General features: G+C 59.7%; 30 protein-coding genes. 11 read left to right on the top strand and 19 right to left on the bottom strand.

Translation table 11 applies throughout. The features are described from left to right. Positions 1 to 109: 109 nt before the first annotated feature. Both Harman_RS18510 and chrA read right to left on the bottom strand, forming a co-directional pair. Positions 110 to 1474 (bottom strand): MFS transporter, encoded by a 1365-nt coding sequence (locus Harman_RS18510; protein WP_137685183.1) that lies wholly within the window; start codon positions 1472 to 1474, stop codon positions 110 to 112. Positions 1475 to 1538: 64 nt separating this feature from the next. Beyond that, positions 1539 to 2897, bottom strand: a complete 1359-nt coding sequence (chrA, locus tag Harman_RS18505) for a chromate efflux transporter (RefSeq protein ID WP_137685182.1) — start codon at positions 2895 to 2897, stop codon at positions 1539 to 1541. A gap of 170 nt (positions 2898 to 3067) precedes the next feature. On the opposite strand from chrA, the gene Harman_RS18500 reads away from it, so the two are divergent. Both Harman_RS18500 and Harman_RS18495 read left to right on the top strand, forming a co-directional pair. Then, the gene (locus Harman_RS18500; protein WP_137685181.1) at positions 3068 to 3658 is read left to right on the top strand and encodes a hypothetical protein; all 591 of its coding nucleotides are present in this window, start codon (positions 3068 to 3070) and stop codon (positions 3656 to 3658) included. Positions 3659 to 3663: 5 nt separating this feature from the next. Then, positions 3664 to 4155, top strand: coding sequence for a ferritin-like domain-containing protein (locus Harman_RS18495; protein WP_137685180.1), 492 nt, complete (start codon positions 3664 to 3666; stop codon positions 4153 to 4155). Here Harman_RS18495 and Harman_RS18490 read toward each other — a convergent pair. The 3 genes from Harman_RS18490 to Harman_RS18485 all read right to left on the bottom strand — a co-directional run bounded on the left by Harman_RS18490 (position 4150) and on the right by Harman_RS18485 (position 5626). After that, positions 4150 to 4611, bottom strand: coding sequence for a hypothetical protein (locus Harman_RS18490; protein ID WP_137685179.1), 462 nt, complete (start codon positions 4609 to 4611; stop codon positions 4150 to 4152). The two genes, Harman_RS18495 and Harman_RS18490, sit on opposite strands and share 6 nt — an antisense overlap. A gap of 197 nt (positions 4612 to 4808) precedes the next feature. Beyond that, the gene (locus tag Harman_RS22030) at positions 4809 to 4940 is read right to left on the bottom strand and encodes a hypothetical protein (protein WP_268812813.1); all 132 of its coding nucleotides are present in this window, start codon (positions 4938 to 4940) and stop codon (positions 4809 to 4811) included. After that, a complete protein-coding gene (locus Harman_RS18485; protein WP_137685178.1) occupies positions 4940 to 5626 on the bottom strand; it encodes a DUF6166 domain-containing protein in 687 nt (228 codons plus the stop codon). The genes Harman_RS22030 and Harman_RS18485 overlap by 1 nt, the downstream gene beginning before the upstream one ends. Before the next feature lie 117 nt (positions 5627 to 5743). Here Harman_RS18485 and Harman_RS18480 point away from each other — a divergent pair, with 117 nt between their 5' ends. Both Harman_RS18480 and Harman_RS18475 read left to right on the top strand, forming a co-directional pair. Next, positions 5744 to 7108 carry a restriction endonuclease gene (locus tag Harman_RS18480; RefSeq protein ID WP_137685177.1) on the top strand — a complete coding sequence of 455 codons (1365 nt, stop codon included), beginning with the start codon at positions 5744 to 5746 and terminating at the stop codon, positions 7106 to 7108. A gap of 178 nt (positions 7109 to 7286) precedes the next feature. Beyond that, the gene (locus Harman_RS18475) at positions 7287 to 7628 is read left to right on the top strand and encodes a hypothetical protein (RefSeq protein WP_137685176.1); all 342 of its coding nucleotides are present in this window, start codon (positions 7287 to 7289) and stop codon (positions 7626 to 7628) included. Positions 7629 to 7785: 157 nt separating this feature from the next. Here the strand turns inward: Harman_RS18475 and Harman_RS18470 are convergent, their stop codons facing one another. The 4 genes from Harman_RS18470 to Harman_RS18455 form a co-directional block, all read right to left on the bottom strand. Next, positions 7786 to 8181, bottom strand: coding sequence for a DUF7567 family protein (locus Harman_RS18470; protein WP_137685175.1), 396 nt, complete (start codon positions 8179 to 8181; stop codon positions 7786 to 7788). A gap of 73 nt (positions 8182 to 8254) precedes the next feature. After that, complete coding sequence (locus Harman_RS18465; protein ID WP_137685174.1) at positions 8255 to 8620, bottom strand: DUF7568 family protein; 366 nt, start codon at positions 8618 to 8620, stop codon at positions 8255 to 8257. Between the two features lie 3 nt (positions 8621 to 8623). After that, complete coding sequence (locus tag Harman_RS18460; RefSeq protein WP_095637988.1) at positions 8624 to 9115, bottom strand: hypothetical protein; 492 nt, start codon at positions 9113 to 9115, stop codon at positions 8624 to 8626. Positions 9116 to 9219: 104 nt separating this feature from the next. Continuing rightward, positions 9220 to 9642, bottom strand: a complete 423-nt coding sequence (locus tag Harman_RS18455; RefSeq protein ID WP_137685173.1) for a hypothetical protein — start codon at positions 9640 to 9642, stop codon at positions 9220 to 9222. A 284-nt stretch (positions 9643 to 9926) separates the two neighbouring features. Here Harman_RS18455 and Harman_RS18450 point away from each other — a divergent pair, with 284 nt between their 5' ends. Then, on the top strand, positions 9927 to 11546 hold the full coding sequence (locus tag Harman_RS18450) for an LA2681 family HEPN domain-containing protein (protein ID WP_137685172.1): 1620 nt from the start codon (positions 9927 to 9929) through the stop codon (positions 11544 to 11546). 235 nt (positions 11547 to 11781) lie between these two features. Here the strand turns inward: Harman_RS18450 and Harman_RS18445 are convergent, their stop codons facing one another. The 5 genes from Harman_RS18445 to Harman_RS18425 form a co-directional block, all read right to left on the bottom strand. Beyond that, positions 11782 to 12444 carry a DUF6735 family protein gene (locus tag Harman_RS18445; protein ID WP_137685171.1) on the bottom strand — a complete coding sequence of 221 codons (663 nt, stop codon included), beginning with the start codon at positions 12442 to 12444 and terminating at the stop codon, positions 11782 to 11784. Between the two features lie 67 nt (positions 12445 to 12511). Beyond that, complete coding sequence (locus Harman_RS18440; RefSeq protein WP_137685170.1) at positions 12512 to 12892, bottom strand: hypothetical protein; 381 nt, start codon at positions 12890 to 12892, stop codon at positions 12512 to 12514. 91 nt (positions 12893 to 12983) lie between these two features. After that, positions 12984 to 13172 (bottom strand): hypothetical protein, encoded by a 189-nt coding sequence (locus Harman_RS18435; protein ID WP_099254199.1) that lies wholly within the window; start codon positions 13170 to 13172, stop codon positions 12984 to 12986. Positions 13173 to 13310: 138 nt separating this feature from the next. Then, complete coding sequence (locus tag Harman_RS18430) at positions 13311 to 14192, bottom strand: biosurfactant protein 1 (RefSeq protein ID WP_137685232.1); 882 nt, start codon at positions 14190 to 14192, stop codon at positions 13311 to 13313. A gap of 94 nt (positions 14193 to 14286) precedes the next feature. Continuing rightward, positions 14287 to 15213, bottom strand: a complete 927-nt coding sequence (locus tag Harman_RS18425) for a transcription initiation factor IIB (RefSeq protein ID WP_137685169.1) — start codon at positions 15211 to 15213, stop codon at positions 14287 to 14289. A 197-nt stretch (positions 15214 to 15410) separates the two neighbouring features. Here Harman_RS18425 and Harman_RS18420 point away from each other — a divergent pair, with 197 nt between their 5' ends. The 4 genes from Harman_RS18420 to Harman_RS18405 all read left to right on the top strand — a co-directional run bounded on the left by Harman_RS18420 (position 15411) and on the right by Harman_RS18405 (position 18835). After that, positions 15411 to 15860 (top strand): hypothetical protein, encoded by a 450-nt coding sequence (locus Harman_RS18420; RefSeq protein WP_137685168.1) that lies wholly within the window; start codon positions 15411 to 15413, stop codon positions 15858 to 15860. 167 nt (positions 15861 to 16027) lie between these two features. Next, positions 16028 to 17731, top strand: a complete 1704-nt coding sequence (locus Harman_RS18415) for a hypothetical protein (protein WP_137685167.1) — start codon at positions 16028 to 16030, stop codon at positions 17729 to 17731. An 84-nt stretch (positions 17732 to 17815) separates the two neighbouring features. Then, positions 17816 to 18454 (top strand): hypothetical protein, encoded by a 639-nt coding sequence (locus Harman_RS18410; RefSeq protein WP_200830982.1) that lies wholly within the window; start codon positions 17816 to 17818, stop codon positions 18452 to 18454. A 57-nt stretch (positions 18455 to 18511) separates the two neighbouring features. Next, positions 18512 to 18835 (top strand): hypothetical protein, encoded by a 324-nt coding sequence (locus Harman_RS18405; protein WP_137685166.1) that lies wholly within the window; start codon positions 18512 to 18514, stop codon positions 18833 to 18835. A 181-nt stretch (positions 18836 to 19016) separates the two neighbouring features. On the opposite strand, the gene Harman_RS18400 is transcribed toward Harman_RS18405, so the two are convergent. Then, complete coding sequence (locus Harman_RS18400; protein WP_137685165.1) at positions 19017 to 19883, bottom strand: DNA-binding protein; 867 nt, start codon at positions 19881 to 19883, stop codon at positions 19017 to 19019. A gap of 768 nt (positions 19884 to 20651) precedes the next feature. On the opposite strand from Harman_RS18400, the gene Harman_RS18390 reads away from it, so the two are divergent. Both Harman_RS18390 and Harman_RS18385 read left to right on the top strand, forming a co-directional pair. Then, entirely contained in the window at positions 20652 to 20855 is a 204-nt protein-coding gene (locus tag Harman_RS18390) for a hypothetical protein (RefSeq protein ID WP_160140710.1), read from the top strand. Beyond that, positions 20852 to 21634, top strand: a complete 783-nt coding sequence (locus Harman_RS18385) for a winged helix-turn-helix domain-containing protein (protein ID WP_137685163.1) — start codon at positions 20852 to 20854, stop codon at positions 21632 to 21634. Before Harman_RS18390 ends, Harman_RS18385 begins: the two co-directional genes overlap by 4 nt. Positions 21635 to 21697: 63 nt before the next feature. Here Harman_RS18385 and Harman_RS18380 read toward each other — a convergent pair whose 3' ends face one another. From Harman_RS18380 to Harman_RS18365, 4 genes are read right to left on the bottom strand one after another with little or no spacing between them, the layout of a single operon-like run. Beyond that, complete coding sequence (locus Harman_RS18380) at positions 21698 to 22201, bottom strand: hypothetical protein (protein ID WP_137685162.1); 504 nt, start codon at positions 22199 to 22201, stop codon at positions 21698 to 21700. After that, positions 22198 to 22797 (bottom strand): DUF7437 domain-containing protein, encoded by a 600-nt coding sequence (locus Harman_RS18375; protein ID WP_137685161.1) that lies wholly within the window; start codon positions 22795 to 22797, stop codon positions 22198 to 22200. The genes Harman_RS18380 and Harman_RS18375 overlap by 4 nt, the downstream gene beginning before the upstream one ends. 49 nt (positions 22798 to 22846) lie before the next feature. After that, a complete protein-coding gene (locus tag Harman_RS18370) occupies positions 22847 to 23182 on the bottom strand; it encodes a DUF7558 family protein (protein ID WP_137685160.1) in 336 nt (111 codons plus the stop codon). After that, positions 23182 to 23472, bottom strand: a complete 291-nt coding sequence (locus Harman_RS18365) for a hypothetical protein (protein WP_137685159.1) — start codon at positions 23470 to 23472, stop codon at positions 23182 to 23184. Before Harman_RS18365 ends, Harman_RS18370 begins: the two co-directional genes overlap by 1 nt. Positions 23473 to 23479: the final 7 nt, after the last annotated feature.

The raw sequence follows: 23479 nt of genomic DNA, 5'->3' as shown, positions 1-23479 counted from the left end.
AAAAACAACACCACGTTAACCAACATATCGATGAAACCACCGCTCTGTTGGTTAAACGTCTTCCCGATGTCTGGTTTTCACTCACAGTTGAGAAGAAGACAAGACGAGTTCAGACGTAGGCTTCGAACTCTTTCCCAAAGGCGAGGAAATACCCCGTTCCGACGACGCCGATAGCTGCTGCGATCGTGAATGCAATTTCCGGACTGACGAACTCCCACAGGTAGCCGCCCAGCGCAGCACTCGGAATGACGACGGTGTTCCTGAGGAGATAGTAGGTCCCGGTGACGCGTCCGGCGGCGCCAGCTTCAGCAGGGCCGACGATCAACGCTTTGTGGGAGGGCAGCCCCGCGAACCGCAGCCCGGAGAACGCGAAAATGAGGACCATCGCCCACTGCAGCGGCATCACCGGAGCAAGGACCTCTGGCCCGCCGATTAGGACGACCGGAAACAACGCGTACACTGCGAACCCCAGCGCGACAATCGGCTTGAGGCCGACCCGCTCAGCGATTTTCGCTGCTGGCGCCATGATCAACAGCGCGATCAGCATCTCCACACCCAGCAGATACCCGAAGAATGCCTCTGGTGAGAGATCGATCGCATACGAGAAGCTAGCCAGCGAAACAGTCGTCTCGAAGCCGACCTGGTAGAACTGGGTGATCACCAGCACGAAGAAGACGTACACCATCCCGTTAGCGAACCGGACGAGCGTATCTCCGACCAACAGTGGACGGAGTGGGGCAGGCATATTCCGCAGGTCGTGTCTGATCTGGGCGACCCCCTCGAACGAATTACCGAGGGAGTCCTCACTGGCATCGTAAAGGAGGTGCTGGGCGACCGTTCCGACGATACCGAAGACGACCGCTACCGCGAGCACGTACTGGAAGCTCACTGTGAAGTCCGGATGGAAGCCGATGAGGACGGCCGCAAGCACCGGCCCGATGAGGAACGCCGTCCGGCGGAATGTCTCCGTACTGGCGAAGCCTGCGGCCAGCTGTGAGGGGTCGGTCGCCTGCTTGACGACTGCAAACGTCGCTCCGAGTCCGAATGACTTCCACCCCTGCGCAAGCAGCAGGCCGACGAAGATCCAGATCCACGGCTGGATCGTCACGCCGGCGACGGCGAACGCTCCGAGATTCGGCGCGACCAACCAGACACCGAAGCCGAGCGTCGAAATCAACCCGAAGAGGGTCAGTGCGTAGCGGGATCCGATGCGGTCCGAAATAGCCCCGCCCGGATACGGAAACACAGCTGAAATGATGTTCCCGACAGTCCCGAACAGACCGACCACGAACCCAGATGCGCCAAGCGCGACCATGTACTTGGGGAGAAACCGACTAGTCATCTGGAAACCGAGACTAAAGGCGAACATCGCCAGCGACAGCACCAGTACGTCTCGCTTCAACGCGAAGAACTGCCGGAATGTGTCTAGCGGTCCCGATTCGTCCGTCTCAACCGTGACTTGCTCCTGACTCATACTCGGAATCCTGCTGAACTCAATTGCGTGCTTGCGTTTCCGTACCTGATTGGCGGTGCCTGACTCATAGGACGAGGAAGTACCATGTCATGCCGACTCCGCCGCCGCCGAGAATCAGGTATGCGGCGTGCGTCCCGCGGACGAACAGCCCGAACGTCACGACGGCGAGGGCGACGGTGAAGACGTCGACGAACGACTCTGCCGCGAGTGTGACGGTCGCGCCGAGGATCGCACCGACGACAGCAGCGTTGACACCCGTTAGCGCCGTCTGAATGATGTCGTTCTCTCGGACTCGCGCAAAATACGGGAAGAAGCCCATGATGAAAACGAAGGATGGGCCGAACGCGCCAATCGTGGCGACCAGCGCTCCGAGAATCGCAATCCACACGACACCGCCGGAAACGTCTAGCAACAACTTGTAGCCGACAAACGCCGTCGTCATCACGACGGGACCGGGGGATAGCTGGCCGATGGCGATGCCGTCGACGAACTCCCGTGCAGTCAACCACGCGAACTCGTTGACGACGTACTTTTCGATGAACGGGATGAGGACGAGTCCGCCACCGTAGATGAATGACCCTGTATAGATCATAAACAGGAACAGCTTCACCCACGGATTCGCCCAGAGACCGAGCGCGAGTCCCCAGAGCGGACTGGCCTCGATCGCCGCCCGAACTCGAGGGCCTACCAGGTCGAGTACGCGATTTCGGAGCGCGTACAGGCCACCGACGATGGCTGTTACGACGCCGGCAGCGGCGATTCGTTTCACATTCGCCCGCACCCAGTCCGACCGATAGAGCGCGACAGCGATGAGTCCAGCAACAATGAACTCGAGGACGGGGTTCGGATTCAGTGTGGCTGTCGCGACGGTCGCGGCAACCAGTAGTGCTACCAGCAGGAAGTCCACCGACCAGGTATCCGACCCGATGTCAAACTCGGCGTGTGACTGCCCGTCAGCAAGGGCGCTCTGAGCCATCGAGTAGGCGGCACCGACGATGAGTCCGATGACGACCGGATTGATTCCGTAGAAGGCGGCTTCGACAGCTGGCAATGTCTGATACGCGAAGTACAGCCACGAGAAGAAGACCACGAGGATGAACGTCGGGAGCATAAAGAAGAAGCCGGCGACGATCGCTCCCGGATTACCGGCGCGAATCCACCCCATGAAGATGCCGAGCTGCGTCGACGCCGGTCCGGGGAGCATGTTGCAGATCGCCAGCCCCTCCATGAAGATCGACTCATCAGTCCATCCTCGTGAGTCTTCACCGACCAGATCGTCCTCCATCATGGCGATGTGGACAAGTGGCCCGCCGAATCCGACGATACCGATGAACAGGAAGTAGCGCGCAATCTCGACGAGTTTTGCAGGGCTCGATCGTCCGCTGTAGTCATCTACAGCACTGGCTGCTTCGACGTCAGTCACCGTTTCTGAACACCCCCGTAGTGCCGCTGGTGGCAGGTGGTTCCAACCGAGACACGATACGACTCATAGACGGCTATCTCGCCACGGGGTAAATAATATTTCTCTAGTCGTGTAGTATCTCCGATTTACTTTCGGACGGGTTTTTACTGCTGTCACTCATCGAGGGGTATATGACCGGCCGCAAGAACGCGATGCTCACCACCGAAGACCGTCGGTGGTTGACCGGTGAGAAGGTGTACGACGGACAACACGCGAAGCAGCAGCGCTATCAGCGCCGGCGAGATATCCGTGAGCGCGTCTACAACTCTATGCTGGATTTTTCGATTTTGCTCGACGAGTTGGACGACGACGAGTGGCGCGAAATTTTCGGTGAAGTAGTGGATGGGGGGCAGCAGTGGCAGAATGCGGATGAAGATCTCCAGGCGGGCGTTCGCGACGGCCTCGCGTTTCTTCTCCGGACGGTGGGCATCGCCACCTTGATGCGCGACGGGCAGGTGTCGCAGGGGACGGTTCCTGAGCGGCTGTTCACGGCAGCGCTTCGACGAGCCGGCCATCGGGATGGTCTGCTTGTCGATTCGGTATCCCTGGATATTGAAGCCACAGATGTGGGAATCCCGGAGCTCCTTGAGGACCTCCACTCGGACGAGCCGATGTCCGCCGGCAGCCTCTACCTCCTGATGGAGAGTGGGGCTGTCGATACCGACGTCGTGCAAGACTGTCTGCGCGATCAATTGCTCGAGGACGATTCGGAGGAGGTCTGATAGAGATGTCCATCACATCCAAGCGGGAACTCTTCGATCGGGAACTCCAGAAACTCTATCACGCCGAAATCGAAATCCTCGATCTTCATAGCGATCTTGCTGCCGCCGCAGCGAGCGACGAGGTTCGGGCCATCTTCGGCGGCCACGAAGGTGATACGGTCGACCAGATCGACCGGATTGAGGCTATCTTCGCGACGCTCGATATGGAACCGCGCGAACAGGGCAGTCCAATTATGGAGGGGCTGCTCGCGGAGAAAGATCAATTTGTCCTCGATGTCGAAGACGACGACCTCCGAGATCTCGACGTAATCAGTATCGGGATGATCAACGAGCGACTAGAAATCACGCTCCTTGACCGGCTGGTTCTCTTGGCCGATGAATTGGGGCTCCCGGAGCCGACCGTGTCGAACTTACAAGAGAACCGTGCGGAGGCACAGGCAGCACTCGAACGGATGCAACAGTTCCTTGAAGACCGCCGCGTGGGACAGTCGTCATGACCACCGATTGAGTGGCGCCTGTTCCCGGTCTGATTCAGATGAGACTTCGCAGAGAAACCGCCACTTCGGCTGCTCTCGGATCTGCTTGTCTGGTCGGTTGCCAGCCTGACCCGGCTCTGTTTTACCGGCACAGTGCCAGCCCTTGTCTCTGAGCGCTTTGATCATCGAGCCGTCGAAGTCGGCTCGCACGAACGTCAGCAGGAGCCGAACGCCTCGTCGCTGGCCGTGCCGACGCACGAACCGTTCCATCGACTGGGCGAGGGCGGCAGAGGCGAGATTGGGGAAATCGACACCGATGCAAATCCGTGCTGCCTCGACGATTTCGTCGCCCTCGAATCGCGCCCCCTCGTACTCCAGCGAGCGAATCAGCGGATAGCGCCACGTAATCGCACCTAGTAGCTGGTTCTGGTAACAGAGTCCGTGATGGACGAGATTCGTCCGGGGGACATCGTCCATATAGGAATGGTGTGCTTCGTAGATCGCGCCGGCGACATGGCGCGGGATCGATTCGATATGGACCCGCTCTGCGAACCGCAAACCGAGCGGCGCCGTGACTGGCTGGCCGTCGCGATGGATGGGACACGAGCACCCCTCGGGGGTAGGCGTATACTGGAAGCCGGTACTCCGTATTTGGTCTAGAGAGTGAGTTTCGGTCACGAGTCGGTGTCGTCGGTGCGCTCCTGTCGGTCGTTGTATCGCTCCAGTTCGCGCCCGAGTTTCTCGAGCGCCTCGACACCACGTTCGAGGAGCTGGTGGGTGGCTCGCGCCAGTCGAAGCGTCTCCATCAGTGCTCCCCCTCCGGGGGTTCGATGAGGTTGTTGCTCTCTTCGGCGAGTTCCTGGATTACCCGTTCTACGTCAGCATCCTCGGCAACCGTCCGATGTGCGAGCGGAGCAGGATATGCACGGTCGCCCTGGCTGCAGAGCACGACCAGCCACTCGTCGGTTCCATCCCCGAGTACGATGTAGTGGTCGCGATCAGCGCGCTGGAAGACCCGCCGGTCCGGGCGAGAGACGGTTCGCCAGTTCTCGGGGAGCGACGGTGACGGCCGTCCGCCGTCCGCGAGCGCGACGACGTCGTCGGTAAGGGTCGCCATCGCGGCGTCGATCTCCTCGCCAGTGAGGTGCCAACACGCCGCTGCACCGTCGCACTCCAGCTGTGAGACCACCTGATTCCGGAACGCGATGTAGTGCTCACGGGTGAACTGTTCATCGTCGTAGTAGTCGAGAAGGAGCGCGCACGCGAGCTGGGCAGGCCCGCTACCACTGTACCCCCACTCGAACCCGCTCGGACTGTGGTTGACGAGGTCCAGACTGCGCTCGAGGGAGAGTCGCCGATGCTCCGAGAGGTTCAGCACGACAGCTTGGCCGTCGACACGGAAGCCGACGTACTCGACTGCGTCTCGGTGAGACTGAGCGGCCGATGCTACTGGAACCGATTCCGAACTTGCTACAGGTACATTCCCGTTCATCGTTGCTCGCGGGCGGTTCGGTGACCCCCGCACCCCTCTCAGGGGTTCAACAAACAGGACGGCGCAGCGTTCGGCAACGTATTTGGCAGTTGCAACGTACTGTCCATATAATTGAGGATGGCTGTACTGGACGATCTCTCGGGGTTCGAGTTCGAGGACGTGATGGAGGACGTGTTCCGGAACCTCGGCTACGAGAACGTCCGCCAGGCCGACCGCACGGCTGACGAGGGTCGCGACGTCATCATGGAGGAGGTCGTCGACGGCACGCGGCGCGCGATCATCGTCGAGTGCAAGCATACGGGGACGGTCGGACGGCCGGTCGTCCAGAAGCTCCACTCGGCGATCGCGACGTTCGACTTCGACGGCCCCAAACGCGGGATGGTCGTCACGACCGGCCGGTTCACGAATCCCGCCCAGGAGTACGCCGACCGCCTCCAGCAGAATGACGATCCCCATCCAATCGAGCTGCTCGACGGCGAGGACCTCCGGGAGATCGCCGACGAGATCGGCCTCGACCTCTACAACGGTCGCATCGAGATTCTCTGCGACGAAACGCTACGTCCCTACGACCCGGCTGCCGACGTCGACACACCCGTCGAAGAGGCGTTCCGCGACGTCGAGAACATCGAGGCCGCCGACCTCCCAGACCCACACTCATCGGTGACGTTCCGGCCGGTGGTCGCGGTCACCGCGGACACGAACGCCGTTTTCGAGACGTCGGTGGGCGTCATCCACCGGATCAACGACCGATCGCGATTCGTCGCCCACGCCGAACGCGGGCAGCCACAGGTCGCGGACGAGGACGTCGCAACGCTGGTCACCGAGAACCTTCACGCGACGGTCGACGTCGACGCCGAGCAGTTCGGAGAGGTGTTCGACGACGTTGAGGAGCGCCGGTTCGGGCAGACCCAAACGGAGTATAAGGAGTGGGCCGTCGAGCGACTCCAGCAGCACCACACGACGACGGTCACCTACACCGGCGACAACAACGTAACCTACAACAAGACCTGCGAGCCGAACCGCTCGGACATCTCCGTGCAGTCGATCGAGCCCGTATACCTCCCCGAGGTTCGGCACACGACCGGCCTCCAGGAGTACACCTACCCCTACGAGTACTACGCGGCAGGTCCGTCACGAGTGACAGCTGAGGATGGCATCCACCGCTGCGTCCATTGTGACACGAGCGGCGGCGACGAGAAGTACACCTACTGTCCGAACTGCGGGGCTATCGCCTGCTCCAGTCACATCAAAACGGAGCGGCTGGAAGGCGAGCCGGTCTGTACGGGCTGTGCGGTGACCGAGCGGTTCGCGCTGAAGACGAAGTACTTCTACGACGAGGAGAACCTCGAGGCGTTCCGCGAGGAGTACGCCGCCATGCCCATCCACGAGAAGGCGATGGAGAACAAGGTCCTCACGGCTGGTGGGGTAGTTACTGCAGTTGTACTACTGCTTGGCATGCTCGCACTCGGAGGCGTAATCTGAGGGCCAAGGTGTCGAATCGTTTTCCTCTCGCCCCAGGTTCGACGGTATTCAAAAATCTCCCGAGGATGTTGATGATCTCTCGCCTCTGAAATCTATCTGCTCAGAGCGCAAACTCTTCATTCTAATACGAACCTGTGTTCCCCTGTCCATTTTATCGAGCAACGATTATTCTACAGGTATGCCTTCCAAGCCGGTCGGAGATGAGTGGACCGTCGAGTGGATGACGCCCAAGCCGAACAGCGATGGACTCCTCGATAACTTGGTGCTGAGCCCGGAACAAGCAGCTGAATACGGGGACGACCTCGTAATGGCTCTACGTGTGGACGATGAAATACTTCGAGAGCGGGGATTAGATCCTAAAGAACCGTTTGGGTGGAAAATCGAAAACGGTGAGCTACTGATGAAACAAATTTCTCGCCAAGCGTTTGAATGGGTCGCGGAAAGCGACCGAAAGGATTCACTCTATGCCCGGCAGGTACTGGATTCTCGAGCTCAACGGCGGATTCGTGGCCCTCAGTAACAATCGGTCACTCTTCTGTTCCGACGTAATCTGTATTGAGCGCCGCTAATATTCAGAAATCGAAACTCGGAGTTGACTTTCGGCGAGCGATCAACTCGTGGATGCGCCGATTGCGATGTGTGTCGCCCGTAATAACCCCCGTCCTTGTCCTGCCTTTCTACGCTAGATGTGACACCTCGTCCGGCTCCGCGACGTCGTCGAACTCGCCGCGCTCTACAGGTTCCCAGTCCTCACCCGGCTCTGGACTCCACCAGTCGACCTTGTAGGCGCCCGGTGCGCCGAGGATCTTCACGCGGGCCGACCCATCAGGCAGGCCGCGACGCAGTTTTTCGTCGACGTGAATGTTCCAGGTCGTGGTAGAATCGAAGCAGGCGAGCACGGCCTCCTCGTAGCCGCGTGTTTCTCGGGATTCTTGGAGTTCAACCTGGGTGTTGCAGTTCTTGCAGAACACCCCCTCGAAGGGGATGTGAGTGAAGACCTCCTGCCCGCAGACGGGGCACCAGAGCAACTCGAACAGCGCCTTACTGTGTCGGTCATGTACTTCGAGGGTCATAGGTTGACTCACCCGGTCGTCCCGGGCCACCACCTCGTGCCCGGCCGAAAAACAGCGCCCACCGCTCACTCACTCACCGTTCGGCGCCGTAGACGATGCGTGAGGGGGCTTCGTACCCACAGTCGGGGCAGTCGTACCATCGCTGGATTTTCGCCCCGTCTGCTGCCTTCTCGCCGACGCGAACGTCGTCGTTCGGACACTCCGGACAGCTGAGTTCCGGGGTGGGCCGCTCCCGGAGTTCGTCACGGAACGATGTCGCATCCTTCGTCTCGTAATCCCGCGACCAGACCGGGTAGCCGTCGACGAGAATCACCCCGCGCCACGTGTACCGGTAGGAATCCGGCGCTCGATGCAGGACGGCTCGCGCACCGGTCTCGGTGTTCCGATACGCAAGCGTCGGCGAGCGGCTCTCGCGTCGCCAGTTGGTGATGCGAGGCATTATTCAGAAGTGGACGTCAGCGGGTACGATCCAGAGCTCTTCACTCTCCTCGAGGAGTCGATCCAGTTGTCCACGGTGGCGAATGCCGGTTCCGTGTTCGGTGTACAGGAAGATCGTCGGGCCGTCGTACGCACCTACCTTGTGGAAGGCGTGCCGGGCGAGGTCCTCGTCGCGCATGATCTCCTCGTCGGAGAGTTCCTCGATGGCCTCCTTCACCCGGTCGAGATTACGCTCGAATTCTTCCTTCGTCGCCTCCCAGCCACGCTCGAGCAGGTCTTCGCCGTCATCGGAGTCGACGGGGGCTGCCGTCGGCAACTCCCCCCATCGTGCCTTCCCCGCAACGGACGTGTCCTCCTCGTCGAAGGTCACATAGTAATCGAAGACGGCGCCGGCGTGTGGGTCCGCGCCGACCAGTCGGTCGAACACCGTCTTTCCGGTGGCCAGCGCGTCGTCGTGCGTCGATGCCTCTACCAGTGCGTAAATCACCATATGCATCTCGAACACCTCGAAACGCCGACGCACCGGGAATCGTTGCTCGCTCCAGCTGCGCCGGCACCCATCGCCGGCGCTCGAAAAACTCTCCTCGTGACGGCGGATTCTCAGGGTTCGTCCGCTCGTTCAACAGTGATGGTCAGGTCGCCCGACGCGTAGTCAGCCTCGAAATCGACCGAGAACGCGTCCGCCTTGTAGGCGGCATGGTAGGCGCGGTGGCGTTCGAGCGAGCCTGTCGCCTTGAAGTGGAAGAACGCGGCCGCTGTGTAGGGCTTGCTCTGTGTTTCGACCTGCGACTCGACGGATGCGGGGAGCGCGATCTGGGGCGTCTCTGTGTCGATACTCGCAGCGAACTCCTTCGCTTCCTCGACGGTTGCTTGCGAATGTGCCGGTGTCTCGCCGGTCAGCACGTTCACCGGGGTTTCTGTCTCGTCAGTGAACAGGACATCTTCGAAGGTGTGTGTCCCGAGGACCGCCTCGGGATCTAACTCGCAGTCGTCGAAGAAATCATCAGCTGTTTCATCGGTCATCAAATCACGAGCCTATGGCGGGGCTCGGTCCTTCCTGCCCCTGAAAAACAGCAGTTGCTACGAGACAAATTGATAAGGAAGTAATATTAATCTGGTCTTTAGTAGGTAGCTACGTAACTCTATCAGACTTCACATCCTCTACGATGTGAATTGCAGCAGTACTAATACAAAATCGCACGACAGTATTATGAAATTGTATTGACTGAAATGGACATCCCCCTCGAGACAGCGAACCCGGAGCACATGTATCGAATAAACCGCCACCCTGCTCTCGACCGTTAACCGTGGAAGCAGAGCAAACGTCTCGTCTGACAGCTTTAGAGGTCCGGTCACTCCAGGATCTGCTTCCCGAATATCGGGAGGAGGTCATCGACCGCCTGAAAATGGTCGAGTCAGTCGAGAATCTCTCTTCTCGCAATCAACTTAGGGTTATCGGCTGGCTCGTTGACCACGGCGCCGACATCGACAGTCGAATCGCGATCTCCGCAGGGATTGACCTCGCCAAAGACCTGGACCCGTCCTCGCTTGATGCCGAGCTCCGCGGAATGTTGAACTACCGGCTCGGCACAGCATATTCGAACCGGATGTCCTTGGAGGCCGACCGGGGCGACGAATGGCTCTGGGAGAACACCGACCGGGAACACGCTATCCGGCACTATCGCCTCGCAATTCAGGAAGATACCGTAGACGAACTCTCGCCACTAGAACAATGGCGGTCGTTCACGAACCTAGGGAATCTGTATTCGACCATCGGGCGGTTCGTCGAGGCGTTCGACTTCTGGAATGAGGCGTTAATCCGCCAACCGTACTTCTTCCCTGCCCGGGGTCAACGCGGCATCGGCTTCTACACGTACGGGAGGCATGACTACGACGAGGGGCATCGTGCGGTTCTGCTGAAGAAAGCGTACGATGAAATAGAGAAGGCAAAGATGGACCGCCTCGTAGGCCTCTCGCCCGAGAAAACGCTCCAGCAGTTCGACCGGTATCAAACCCGAATCACAGCCGAGTTCAAGTCTTCACCCCCATCTGATGAGATTCTTGACTTCGAGGAGAGTGACCTCGGGGACAGCGACGAGGAGCGAGCGTATCGACGGTGGGGTCTCCGGCATCGTCTCTTTCTGAACACGCTGAACGATGTAACGGACGAGCCGATTGCTGCTCAAGATACACTCCATCTTGGCCAGCTACTGGACGCTCGGACGGAACGAATTGTGACCTGTCTTGGATTATGGAATCACTTGGTCGAGGAGTACGTGACTGCCCGGTATTTGCTGTACCAGGGGAGTCACCCTGACGGCCCGCACTTCGCAGATAAGGAGGTCTCTCTGACGAATACGCTGGATTACCCCGTTCACTCCGTGTATGGTGAGCAGCTGAAGATTGCGCTCCGGACAGCGTACTCTCTGTTCGATAAGATCGCGCAGTTCATCAACTACTATTTCGAATGCGGCCGCGATACGGAGGACGTCTCATTTACCGACATCTGGTTCCAGAACCGGCACGGGAGTACTCTGCAAGAGAAATTTTCAGGCCGGGCGAACCTACCGCTTCGAGGACTGTACTGGTTGAGTAAGGACCTGCGAGATGATTCGCTACGGATAGAGAACTCGCTGGATTTGGCGGGCCGAGAGCTTACTGAACTGCGGAATGGTGTCGAGCACCGGTATGTGAAACTCACGGGGTGGGAGACAACGGAGCGACCAGCGGGCCATTTTACGGATGAATTAGCGACGAAGATGTCACGAGACGAATTCGAGACGAAAGCAGTCACGATGCTGCGGAAAACCCGAGCAGCACTCATCTACCTTGCCTTCGCCGTCAATCTCGAAGAGGAACGGAAGCCCAGCCGCGAGTTGCCTGCTATGCCTCTCGAGTTTGGGGCACTTAGGAACACTCTCCAGTGACGAATGGTTGTGGCCGAGAGGCTTTTGTTGAAACCCTGCCTTCCCGGCTCAGAAGTAATATCCTCCCACGACTCTTGTCGGTGGCTTCCCACGCTAACCTAAGGGCAGTTGGTTGTCTCTTCGGGTTTCCTGTCCGACGAACTGGTGGGAGTGCCACGCGCCCTATCACGAGCCTTTGGCGGGGCTCACCCATTCCGACTTTTGAAAAACTGCAGCTGCCACGAAGCAGATCGAACTAGGAGTGGTTGAGGATCGCCTTCTCGAAGGGTGATTCTCCGGTCGGAATGAGCAGCTCCTGTCGGTCTCCGACTCGCTCGGCTAGCTTCCGTTTCAGGTACTGTCTCGCGGTCGACGGCGTGAAGACGCCCTTGTCGAGCATATCGCCGACGACGTCTTTGAGTGCCGCGAACTGTCCCTGCAGGTGGCCATCGCCGACCGGCTCGCCGTCGTACCAGCGCACCGTCGCAAGCGCGCCGTTCCCGACTGTTTCTCCTTGTTCGACCGTCTCCGAGTCGTACTGGAGGCCGAACCACAGCGTCCGATAGGCGGTCACCTCGAACGTCGTCGACACCACGAAGAACGCCTCGTGGTGGAGGTAGTCGAGATGGTCAGCGACGATCTCGTCGAGGGTGAGCCCGGTAGCGCGGGGCTTCGGCTCGACGACCGACGACGGACGATTCTCGCCGGCGAGGTAGCCGTCGACGGCATCTGCCTCGAGCCCATCGGCAAGCTCTGCGAGGAGCTGTTTCGCCCACGTGGAGTCGGTGTCGTCGCCACCGAACGGCGACTCAGCCGAGATTCGGTGCTTGAGCTTCAGGTTCGCTGCGCCCCAATGGCTGTAGTGGAGCGTGTACTGTCCGTCTGTGCGTTCATACGCAACGAGTGCGCGGTGTCCCATCGAGCAATCACCTCACGGGGCGACCGCGACTGGATCGCCCCGCACCCCTCCCGGGGGACGAACAACTCTACTCGTCGATCGGGTCGGGGGAACTGAGGTCCGCGTGGAGAACTTCGTCGTCGCGAACGACGTACCGCTTCGCCAGCACGGGAAAGCGGCACTTGGTGAACCCCGCTGTCTGGATATCGAGTTCCTCGTCAGCTTCGAGATGGTCGGCGAGTTCTCGCAGGAATTCGTGGGTCACGATCCCGCCTTCGTAGTCCGGCAGGCCGTTCTCCCGCGCCTCGTACACCTCGAAGTCGTCGTACCCCCAGATGGTGAGCTCTCCGTCTTCGGTCACTTCCCAGTCGAGCGTCCCGAAGCAGTAGCTCTCACAGAGCTCGCGGACTGCCTGCGGATCCGATACGATCGCGCCAGTCGACGTCGTCGCAGCTTGCAGTGTCGCCATGTCTGGACTTCACGGGGTCGCCCCCGCACCCCTATCGGGGGCGATAAACCGACGCGAGATCTGCCTCCCTGGGCGTGTTCGGCGACGCCAGTTAGGAATCTGCGTGGGCGTCCGCCCCGGCTCCGTCGCCCGGCCGAGTGAGAAGGCTCACCTCCTCCAGGAGGTCTCTCGCGGTCTCGACTCGCTCTCGATCCGCGTCGTCCAATCGATCGACGTCGAGTCGGTTGAGATTGCTGAGTACGCGGTGCATCCGGTAGCCCTGTTTGAACTCTTGCTCCATCGGAAGCGCCTCACCGCTCGCCGGCGCGGAAAGACTCCCCATCGAGACTGGCGTCGGGCTTGCAGGAGATCACGGCCTTAACCAACGAACCTCGACGCTACTCGCATGGTGTTGGTTAATTCACTCCCAGCACTGACCCTACTCGAGACTGGGGCCGTAACGAGCCGAGCCACACACCTGGCACTCCCAGATTGGTTGTCCCGACCACGCCTCATCTGGGACCGACTCGTGGGTCTTGAACCGATGGTCGGTCGTCCGACCACAGGTTTGACAGTCGAGGTTCTGCGTCGTCGGCACCGACGATACCTGGCGATCAGCCACAGCCTCGGCAGGAGATTCGGTCAGCGCGATCGCTGGAACCAGCCACACCGCGTCGTCGGCGTCGTCGAGGATCGTTGCGAGACGCGATTCGTCGCGGATGCCGTTCCCTCGCTGGTCGTAGAGCCGCGTCGGGGCCTGCTCCTGACCCTCCGACGCTTCCTGCCCGTGCCACCCAGTCTGGTCACGGGCGGCACTGAGAAGCTGCTCTCCCTCCTCTGACGACACCTGTACCGCTTCAGGGAGTGAGGGCCATTGCTCGGCCAGCTGGCGCGCCGGCGCCTCGTCGAGGTCGTAGATGAGTGTGTAGTCGTCGACGGCCGGCTCCGCCTCGCTGGCAGAGAGGAGGTTCGCCGCGGCGCCGCCCTTCGCGACGGCGCCGTAGAACGTGGTCGATTCGACGACTAGGTGGACGATGCCGAGGACCGTCGTCGACGCTGTCTCGCCCGTGCTATTCGCGTCATTTCCGAGATGGTTAGTGAGGCAGAATCGGCATTTCGTCTGGCCGTCTGGGACTGACGTCCCACAGGACCGGCACTCGCCGTCGGTGACCGTCGGCGCATCGGGATAGCCACCAGAGCTCGTTGCGACGCGTTGCCGTCGGGGGTCACCTTCACACACGTCGTCCAGCCTCGTATCCGGTACGTGGGACGCCTCGCCGGTCGGCCGCAGTTCCTCGAAGTCGGAGTAACGACCGTTCATGGAGTAGTCTACAGAGAACATGGCTCGTCTTCGTGTTTAAATCGTAGCGTGGATAGAACGATGTACAGTACAGACGGAGAGACAGTGATCTGCCTCAGGCGACCTGTTTCTCCAACGTATCCCGGTGTGCCCGGACAGTCGCCTTCGAGGCGTTCGCCACGTCCGCGGCCTCGGATTGCGTCAGCCATCGGCCCTCCTCGTGACCGGCCTTGTAGAGGCAGGCCGCGGCGAATCCGGCCGGGTGGACGCCCGTCGTGACGCCGCGCTCCTCGGCCTGCTCCGCGAGCGTTCGGGCCCGCTGTCGGATCCTGTCCGGACACTCGAGGTCCGAGGCGAGGCGCGGCACGAACATGCTGGGGGAGACGGGCTCGGCGGGAAGGCCCAGCTCTTCGTTCAGCGTTTTGTACGCGTTCGTGACCCGTGACTCCGCAACGCGGGCCATCTCGCTGACGTCGTCCAATAACCGCGAGAGACCGTTGCACCGGCAGGCTCCGTAGACGCTGGCCGCGGCGATGGCCTCGATGGATCTGCCTCGAAGCAGATCTTCGTTCTGGGCGCTCCGGAAGAGCTGACACGCCTGGTCGCGGACCGAATCGGAGAGTTCGAGGGCACTCGCTAACCGACGCACTTCGCCCAGCCCGTGGGCGAGATTCCGTTCCGCTTTCGACCGCCAGCGACCACGTGTCTGCTCACGGCGCATCCGAGCGAGTCGCCGTCGCTTCTGCCCGGAGATCTCGTTCCCGTTCGCGTCGGTACCCCGACCGATTTCCGTCGACAGGCCGTGATCGTGGCGGGCCGCAGTGAGTGGAGCACCCGTTCGCTCGCGCTCCTTGTCGTCGTACGCCCGCCACTCCGGCCCGTGATCGATGCGCTGTTCGTCGATGACCAGGCCACAGTCCTCGCAGACCGTTTCGACCGCGTTCGTGGTGACTCGGCCGTCGCACTCGGGGCATTGGTTCGCACTTGATTCCGTTCGGACGTCCTCGTCGAATCCGCTCTCGTAGATGTCTCTGGTTGCCATCGGTCTCACCGTGTTTCGGGAACCCGCCAGTTCGGCGCGCCCCTCACCCATTCAGGGGTAAATAGACTCTACGCGGGACTGAAGTGCCTATTCCGGGCGCAGAAGACCTCGCTCAACACGAGACACCGTATATAGCAAGCAGTCTACTACTCAAAATATGTGCCATTTTATTGTTCCAGGATATTTGAGATAGCTCTATGGAGCGGGTCGACTGGAGAGCATTCGAAGACCGGGTAAATCGCTACTTTGAGCAGTATTTCGGACGGAGTTTCTTCCGGGAAAAGGAATGGCGAGTCGGTCAAGAACAAGTCCATAAGTTCGATTCGGTCTCGAAAGATGGAGAGATCGTCATCGAATGCAAGAGCTACACTTGGGTTAATGGCGAAGATATTCCTCCTGCCAAGATATCCACTCTGAACGAGACTCTGCTATTTCTGAGCCGCGTTGAAGCAGAACGGAAAATGATCGTGATACAAGACGACTTCAGAGACAGCGACGGCAAAAGTTTCGCCGAATACTACGTCGACCACTACGGTGGCCTGATGGACGATGTCGAAGTGTGGAGCTATATCCCACAGAGTTCAATCGAGGACGACGAAGTGGAGCAGATCAGAGAATCCGGGGAAGTATACTATGAAGAGTTGTAACAGCGGTCTCAAGACGCCCACTTTCATCAGCTGGATTCTTGCCCATACCATATTCCCACGTTTTACGACAATAGCCTAAGAACTAAGCAGCATATCGGATATATGTGGACAGAAGACAATCCAGATCAGTAAACACCTACGGAAGATATAATGAAAATCAAGCGCTGATGTACGTCTACGTGCCTTCTACAGAGACTATACAGGAACATTGGGAGAAGGCTGAAGAAGAACCCAGAGAAGCCTTTAGCTTCACCTCCGACTTAGAGATCTTTATCCGGTTCATCGACGACAACCCAGAGACAGCGAACGAGAAGATCCCAGAAAACTTAGGGCCGATATCCCATCTCCACCCTCTGATAGCAGCAATCGAAGCCCTGCGCCAGTGGAAGGTCAACAATGGATCATACGACCACGCACGAGCCGCGAAACATCTCCTCAGCAAATCTCTTCAGCAGGGACTAAGGGAGGAGCACGATTCGATCATCGTCAGATCTCTTCAGGAACTGGTCGCCCTCCAAGCCAAACTATCTCACGACAACTCGTCTGAACTCTCCACCGCCGTCGACTTCTTGGACGACAGATACTACGAAGAGGAGAAAGGCACGAGAACAGGATTCGAGGAAACGATAGACCTCGTACTCGAACACACGGGCCCTGACAAATCCTTCGACCGAGGTCTACTCCAACGGCTCTTTGTGATTTGCATCGTCCGTGCGAACCGGTATAGACAGGAAGACGACGAACTGGGGGAGAACGTCACCGACCAGAACGCCTGCCGCGATTTCCTGGGAAAAGCCATCGAGATCGGAAGAGCACTCGATATCCACGACGCCGATCTTAAACGGAGATACACGGAAGAATACTGGCGATACGTCGAAACACAAGGCGAGCGAGACGCCTTACTGAAAGGTAATATAATCGACGAGGCTCTTCGTGACCCGATCGTATCCGAAACGCTGGACGACGATGAGAAGGTGGAGTGGAAGAACGAGATGCAGGACTCGATCCGGGAAGGCGGACGAGAGCTGAAGAACTCCGGGCAGAAAATCCAGAAAGCAGCCCCAGGAACGCTGAAAGCACAGTCAGAAACTCTTCAGGACATTTTCAAAAATATCGCAGTCTACGACAACCCTACGAAGGCACTCTACTGGCTTGTAAACGAGTTCGAGCTGCTCCCACCGTTCGGAGAACAGGACCCGGAGGACTTCTCGCTCATCGATCACGTAGACAACCTTCACCCGCAGCTGTCAGGCCACCTCACTCAGGTCGGTCCTGACGACGACATCACTCAGGACTACGCTCAAGACCTACTCCAATCCCATGTAGTGATCTCCGGAGCGGTGATCAGACTGATCGAAGAAGGATGGCTTCGGGAACGGGACTTCTTCCGTCTACTGAACATGATCTCGGGGCTTTCCAACCACACCATCTGGTACCTTACGGATGCCGTCAACCACCTTTTTGACAAAGAATACGCAGCCTCCATCCACATCAGCATCCCCCGACTTGAATCAACCCTCTACGAACTACTGAACGATCTCGGAGACGACGTAGTCCGGCAAATGGACGGCGGTACCGGTACAAGAACACTCACACCACTCATATCCCAGATCGACACCCACGCAGGAGAGGAATTTCAGGAATACATCGAGTACGCGTACAACGAGAAAACCGGAGAAACCGCCGACGGCAACATGAGAAACCGGACAGCGCACGGTCACCTGCGGATAGGACAGGACCACCACATCAACGCCGTCATGCCAATAGTAGACATCCTCCGGATCGGCTACCAGCTCAGACCCACCCCTTTCGTAGCGAAATTCGGCCATCCATCCAAATATCTCTACGTCAACGGCGGTCCGCTCACGTAACCAAAGGCTCAGGAATCCGGTGACCATCACCGTCAGTTCGTTTAAATACCAGCTTCTCATATACATTTGCCAAGACGGTGCTACGTGGTCGTGTTCGGGAAAATACAGTCCGGGCTGACTCGACTCTACGCAAAGAACCGGGGAGGAGTCACCGAAACCGGGGAATACTCTGCCAGCGGGATCTCACGGACCGTGTACTGGTTCCACGACGAGAGCAAACGGATGGGAGACTACTCTCCGCTCGGCACCTTCTTGATGAACGAACAAGCCAAGGAGGACTTCTCAGTAGATGTCGTCGACTACGTCTTTCTGCATGAGGTTGGCCACGACCAGATGGGATTCATCGGGAGGGCCCTATTCTGGGCATTCTACCTAACATTCGGCCTGCTCTTCCTCGCCGGGATAATGGCCTTACCACGCACACTCGTTGCAGCTTTCCAGTTCGCACCCTCTACGGTGATGCTACCTGCCTACCTGATTATAGGGATCGGGATCACTATCGCCGCCATACTTCCGTTCGTAGCTGTTTGCTGGATCGATGAGACAATGGCCGAACTCTTTGCGATCTCCAAGATCGGACGATCACAGTATCGATCCGTACTTGACGAGGTCAAGGAAGAATCCGATGCTGGACTCCTTCACAAGATCCGCCTCCGAATCCAGTACCCGCCCGAATCATTGATTCTCTGGATCGCACGTAAGCGAGGGATCGGCGGCCAATAGAACCCTGCATCCGTGAGAAAATTTATGCGATTCAGTCTGAAATGGGACAAGTAAGAAATGGTGGGTGTCCTCGGGACAATTCGATACGTCATCAACACCTATCTCAGTAGTGCCGTCGGCAACTTCTTCCAGTTCGGCCGCCAGCAATTAGCTCTTCTCGTAGTACTCACCTTCGCCGGATCAGCACTCCTCGGTGTCTCACCAGTAGAAGCCATCAAAACAGTGGGAGCGATAAGTCTACGCCGAACAACCGCTCTCTGGGGAATCACCTCAGTGCGGCGAGCTGTCACCACTGGCCTAATCGAGATTCTAGTTTGGGAAGGAATTGCCTTCCTCGGATGCGCTGTCAGCGGCTTCCGGCTGTACCAAAACACGGACTGAACCACAACAATCCCTCCGAATTCATCTCCTTGACTGTCGGAGCATGGACGGGTTATGACGTGATTGGCTGTTTACGAAGGTCGTGGCTGCGCGCGCAGCGAAGCGAGCACGGAGCGGAGGGTGGGGCGGCGGGGTCAGGGCCGGTCCGGCACACACGAAAAAAGAACGGCGCCGCGCTTGCCTACTCTTCCCACCACCGACCGCGCTCTGGGAATTCGATTCTGCTCCAGCCCGTGATGGCGATGCTGCACCGTCCCTGGTACCAGTTCTTCTTGACGGCCCGGAACCGGACCGTCTCACCTTCGCTCACGACCGTTTTCCGGGATTTCTCCCAAATCGTGAACTTGATTTTTCCACTGTCGTCCTCGATTAGCCCGACCTGAGAGATGGATGTATCACTTGGATCCCAGAGTTGCGTGATTTCACCTTCGACCGTCACCTCACCGACCGGGACGTCCGGCACGTCCGCGATGGGCACGATCGCCCCCGGCGCCGCCTTCAGTTCTTCGAGGGTTTCCAGTACCGCCTTCGTGATGTCCTGACCGCGCTGCACCTTTTCGGCCAGTTGCTTCGCGGCGACCGCTCTCGACCAGCCGCCCTGCACTTCGTCGCTGATCCGCATTGCTTGCTCGTTGACCTCCGCGAGTTCGTCTTGCGTCAGCTTCTCCCGGGGGTCCGTGCGCTCCGCCGGCGCCGGCTCGTCACGACCACACTGCTCGCTGACGACCTCTCGCGTGCGCTGCTCGCGACCGTCCTGCGTTCCCAGCTCGGCCTGGGCACTGATGCGCTCCAGTTCCGCTTCCCGCGCCCGAATGCGCTCCTCCTGTTCGAGGGTGACACCGTGAATCCGTTCCTGGCTCGTGTCCGCGATTCCGTCCGGGTGGTTCGCATCCACCTTCGCCTGCGTCTCCTGCTCGACCGTCGCCTCGAACTCCGGCGTCTCGTCGACGACCGGGAAGCCGTCTTCATCGACGGCCTGACCGCCCGCTTTCTCGAATGCCTGTTCATCGACCGAAACGACCTTTCCGCTAGCGTTGTTACTAGACATTGGAATCACACCAGATTCCGAAGGCGCTCACGCGCCGACTCCGCGATGCTACTACATCGCGGTTTTCCGACGACAACGACCGACAGAACCATCTGCGCGCTCTCGCTCGCGCCTTCGCGAGCGCCCTACCGGGCGCGAGCGAGAGCGCGCCTGCATGAGGTGGCCCCAACCAGCACCGCGCGCCGACCCGCCCGGAGCGAGCGGCCAGCGGAGTAAGCGTGGGGGGTGAGCAGCCACGCTGCGCAACCCCTCGCGCTTACCCGCTGGCGCCGAGGGCACATTCATTTTAGCCCGGAACGGGCGCGGGCGGTGCGGAGAGCGCCCGCACGCCCGGAATGGTCGGTCGCGAGCGACGCGGAGGGCGGCAGCGGCGAGCGGGGCGGGCCGCTACGTACACACCTGTTCAGCCGGCTATGTCGCTCAGTGAACCATCTACCGGCCTGGCGGACTCAGAAAGGGCGAGGCCGCCTCGGCCGTCCCCCGACCCCGCAAGCACCGCAGGGACGAGGCGCGCAGCGGTGGTCGCGGGACGTCGAGCGGACGAGGGCTTTCATCAATTAGTCGTGAACCGTCTATCACGGTGCCTTCATGCGGTTTGCTCTGGACCAACACGGTGTTTGCAGGGGCAAAGAGCCACTTCGTCTATCCCCAGTCCAATCCAGACCGTAAAATCACGAAAACGGTCGATATGACCTTTGTAACCCCGGAATATACGTGTTACTGAACGATGCGATTAACGTACTCGAATCAAAACCGGGTGATGTCCAGATGAGTGACCTGCTTGATGCCGCCGAGGGCGCTATCGCGCTAGTGTGCGGGGGATTCATTTTCCTCCTGTTCGGGAGCGCTCTGGGTACGACGGGGCTGATCGATCTCAGCTTCTGGGGGATCGTCTACGTCCTCGTCGGTATCGTTGTCCTCGTAACGGCCGCTGCAGCTGCAGCCGGTGCCGTCATCTCGGAGGTTGTATGACACTACGCTCACTTCTCGTCGACCTCGTCTCGACGAATGACCGAAAGGAGGTTCCAGATGAGCAGATCCTGAACGTCCTCCGTGAGAATGACCGTATCGCGATGGGAACCCAGGATATCGCCGATGCAGTAGATATGTCTCGACAGGGAGTCGAGAACCGATTAGACGAGCTCGAACTCGAGAATCGAGTCCAGTCACAGAAAATCGGCAGCGTTCTCGTTTGGGATCTGCATCCAGATGAACGGCGAGACGTAGTTCCGCCTGAAATCGACCGCCTTGTTCACGCCTTTGACCTAATCCGAGACCAGTTTGCAATGACCCGCCGACTGGGAATGTATATCCTCCTCACCGGGTTTGCCCTCATCTTCACGAGCTTGAGTACAGCACTCGCAGCAACGCCGGTCGATCCCTTTGCGGATGTACTGCTCGTGTGGGGATACGCCATCGCAGGTGGTGGTGGAGCAGCGTGGTTCGTCGGGGGTGGAACGCAGCTTGCTACGATTGTTACTGAATACGTCGTCTATTGGCGGTTGACTGGCGAATCACTACGTACATGGAAAGAAAACGATGCTGCAGCATCCAGCCAACGTGGTCAGGTCGATGTTCGCCTCATCGTTGGCCTCTTTGTACTCGTGCTCATCGGCGGCGCACTCGTTGGTGCTGCAAGTGAGCTTCAAGCGGGGTTAGCTGCATCTTCTGCGTTTTCGTGGTTCGAAGCGACGGTTGTTGCTGGTCTATTTCTGGTCGCTCTTGTAGCGATGGTACTTGGAATCGAATAAGGGGGAGATGCTGAGCGACCACAAATCTTGGTAAGATGCGTCTCCTTCCGTCCCTATCCCTCACTACGACGAAACCAGCTCCTCGATGAATCGGAAGCCGTTCACGAACGTCACCGAGTCACCGTACCCCTCGCTCGCGAGCACGGTTTCAGCGCCTTCGCCGGCCGCGATATCGGTCGTGTAGATGTACACCTCCATCACCGCTCCCGCGCTGAGCTCCTGAGCAGCAAGGGCCGCAAGTGCGGCGTCCGCCCGTTCGACCTCGTCCGCGGGCCGGTCATCGGCGTTCGCGATGTACCGCTGGACGCCGTCCATCACCCGCGAGAAGATCGGCTCGGAGAACTCGAGCGGCGCCGCCACCGTCGCCCATCCCTCGTCGATCGCGGCGTCGACTGGCACGTCCTCGACGTCGGGGTCGTCGACGGTCAGCTCTTCGTACACCCGTTCGGGCAGGACGAAGGTAACGTCGTTCAGCCGGGCGAATCGCCGCACTGCTTGGTAGCGACTGTTCGACGGCTGTCCCATCGCGACAAACAGGCCGGTGTCGGCGATGTGGAGCCGGCTCACGCGTCGTCAGCGGAGACGTCGTCGTCGATATCCAACTCCTCGAGCGACGCTCCTGCCGCCTCGATGTCGTAGTGCTCGTGGACGACGGGCCGGAGCGCTTGGAGGATCATCTCCGCGGCCAGCGGGGAGATATCGAGGTCGTCGGACATCAGCCGGTGGGTCACCTCACCGCGTTCGCGAGCGACCGCGTAGGTGAGCGCCGTCGCGAGACCGGCGACGCCGTGGCGGTCGATGTAGGTATCGATGTCCGCGTCCGTCTCGCGTCGGCCAACGGCGTCGATGAGCGCCGGCGTGATCGTGTACTCGCGGTCGCCGGCGGCCGTCGTCACAGTCAGGTCAATCTCCCGGGCGGCGTACCGGCGGGGCTGTTCGTCATCGGTGACGTCGACGACGCCGGCGTCGACGAGCCGGTTGACGTAGCTGTATGCCGTCCCCTGAGCGAGTTCGAGGTCGTCCATCACGTCTTGGACGGTCATCTCACCCTCACGAGCAAGGTAGGCGTACAGCTGGGCGAGCTGTGGCTCCTCGAGGAGGTCCGCGACCGAGAGGAAGTCCTGGACGATGTCGCCGTCGGCGCGGTTTGAGGTGCGTGACACGATTCGTTCTTGATTACAGTTTACAGCGAATCAGTAAAGAGTGTTGGGGTCACTCCGCCGGCGTCGCGACGAGATGCTCCTCGAGATCGCGCGTCCAGTACGTCGCGAGACCACCCGGACTACAGCGGGCACACAGCTGTATCGGGCCTTCCAGGTGCCCCAGTTCGACCCGGAAGCGCGTGAGCGCTGCGAGCGTGTCGACGACCAGCCCACAGCCGTCACAGGCGACGTGGTCGCGTTCGTCGGGATCCGGCCGCGTCTGAATCGCACAGTCGACACAGATCGGGTGGGTGACCCGCTCGTCCTGCCCCCAAGTGTGGGCTTCGCCAGTCTCGGTACCGGGCGGCGCGTCGCAGAACGCACAGCCGACGAGGGTCTGCTGCATCACTCGCCCTCCCCGTCGGCGTCGCGGCCGGCCGTCCAGCCACGGTGGAAGACGGCCAGCTGCGTCGATGAGTCGAACGCGGTACCGCTCGGTTCGTGAACCAGAACTTGGTCCTCGGGAACCAGCGTGACGACGTCCGCGTCGATGAGCTCGCTGACCAGGTTCTGCGCAGATGCGTCGTCGATGTCCGCCGTGTCAACCCGGGTAGCGTCGCGGTCCTGGGCGAGCTGTTCCTTCTCGAACCGTTCGTAGTCGCTACTCGTGTCGTCGTGAGGATCGGGACCAGGCATGGTGAAT

It is taken from the genome of Haloarcula mannanilytica (genome assembly GCF_005406125.1).
Taxonomy (GTDB): domain Archaea; phylum Halobacteriota; class Halobacteria; order Halobacteriales; family Haloarculaceae; genus Haloarcula; species Haloarcula mannanilytica.
This window is presented reverse-complemented; position numbering and strand designations above follow the sequence as displayed.

Coding starts and splice junctions, on each gene's coding strand:
- Harman_RS18440 (WP_137685170.1), bottom strand. CDS start 12,892: ATGGCGACACTGCAAGCTGCGACGACGTCGACTGGCGCGATCGTATCG.
- Harman_RS18425 (WP_137685169.1), bottom strand. CDS start 15,213: ATGGCAACCAGAGACATCTACGAGAGCGGATTCGACGAGGACGTCCGA.
- Harman_RS18455 (WP_137685173.1), bottom strand. CDS start 9,642: ATGACCGATGAAACAGCTGATGATTTCTTCGACGACTGCGAGTTAGAT.
- Harman_RS18400 (WP_137685165.1), bottom strand. CDS start 19,883: ATGTCTAGTAACAACGCTAGCGGAAAGGTCGTTTCGGTCGATGAACAG.
- Harman_RS18415 (WP_137685167.1), top strand. CDS start 16,028: ATGTACGTCTACGTGCCTTCTACAGAGACTATACAGGAACATTGGGAG.
- Harman_RS18465 (WP_137685174.1), bottom strand. CDS start 8,620: ATGCCTCGCATCACCAACTGGCGACGCGAGAGCCGCTCGCCGACGCTT.
- Harman_RS18460 (WP_095637988.1), bottom strand. CDS start 9,115: ATGCATATGGTGATTTACGCACTGGTAGAGGCATCGACGCACGACGAC.
- Harman_RS18445 (WP_137685171.1), bottom strand. CDS start 12,444: ATGGGACACCGCGCACTCGTTGCGTATGAACGCACAGACGGACAGTAC.
- Harman_RS18405 (WP_137685166.1), top strand. CDS start 18,512: ATGGTGGGTGTCCTCGGGACAATTCGATACGTCATCAACACCTATCTC.
- Harman_RS18485 (WP_137685178.1), bottom strand. CDS start 5,626: ATGAACGGGAATGTACCTGTAGCAAGTTCGGAATCGGTTCCAGTAGCA.
- Harman_RS18385 (WP_137685163.1), top strand. CDS start 20,852: ATGACACTACGCTCACTTCTCGTCGACCTCGTCTCGACGAATGACCGA.
- Harman_RS18420 (WP_137685168.1), top strand. CDS start 15,411: ATGGAGCGGGTCGACTGGAGAGCATTCGAAGACCGGGTAAATCGCTAC.
- Harman_RS18390 (WP_160140710.1), top strand. CDS start 20,652: ATGAGTGACCTGCTTGATGCCGCCGAGGGCGCTATCGCGCTAGTGTGC.
- Harman_RS18470 (WP_137685175.1), bottom strand. CDS start 8,181: ATGACCCTCGAAGTACATGACCGACACAGTAAGGCGCTGTTCGAGTTG.
- Harman_RS18500 (WP_137685181.1), top strand. CDS start 3,068: ATGACCGGCCGCAAGAACGCGATGCTCACCACCGAAGACCGTCGGTGG.
- Harman_RS18435 (WP_099254199.1), bottom strand. CDS start 13,172: ATGGAGCAAGAGTTCAAACAGGGCTACCGGATGCACCGCGTACTCAGC.
- Harman_RS18495 (WP_137685180.1), top strand. CDS start 3,664: ATGTCCATCACATCCAAGCGGGAACTCTTCGATCGGGAACTCCAGAAA.
- Harman_RS18365 (WP_137685159.1), bottom strand. CDS start 23,472: ATGCCTGGTCCCGATCCTCACGACGACACGAGTAGCGACTACGAACGG.
- Harman_RS22030 (WP_268812813.1), bottom strand. CDS start 4,940: ATGGAGACGCTTCGACTGGCGCGAGCCACCCACCAGCTCCTCGAACGT.
- Harman_RS18510 (WP_137685183.1), bottom strand. CDS start 1,474: ATGAGTCAGGAGCAAGTCACGGTTGAGACGGACGAATCGGGACCGCTA.
- Harman_RS18370 (WP_137685160.1), bottom strand. CDS start 23,182: ATGCAGCAGACCCTCGTCGGCTGTGCGTTCTGCGACGCGCCGCCCGGT.
- Harman_RS18475 (WP_137685176.1), top strand. CDS start 7,287: ATGCCTTCCAAGCCGGTCGGAGATGAGTGGACCGTCGAGTGGATGACG.
- Harman_RS18490 (WP_137685179.1), bottom strand. CDS start 4,611: ATGGACGATGTCCCCCGGACGAATCTCGTCCATCACGGACTCTGTTAC.
- Harman_RS18430 (WP_137685232.1), bottom strand. CDS start 14,192: ATGAACGGTCGTTACTCCGACTTCGAGGAACTGCGGCCGACCGGCGAG.
- Harman_RS18480 (WP_137685177.1), top strand. CDS start 5,744: ATGGCTGTACTGGACGATCTCTCGGGGTTCGAGTTCGAGGACGTGATG.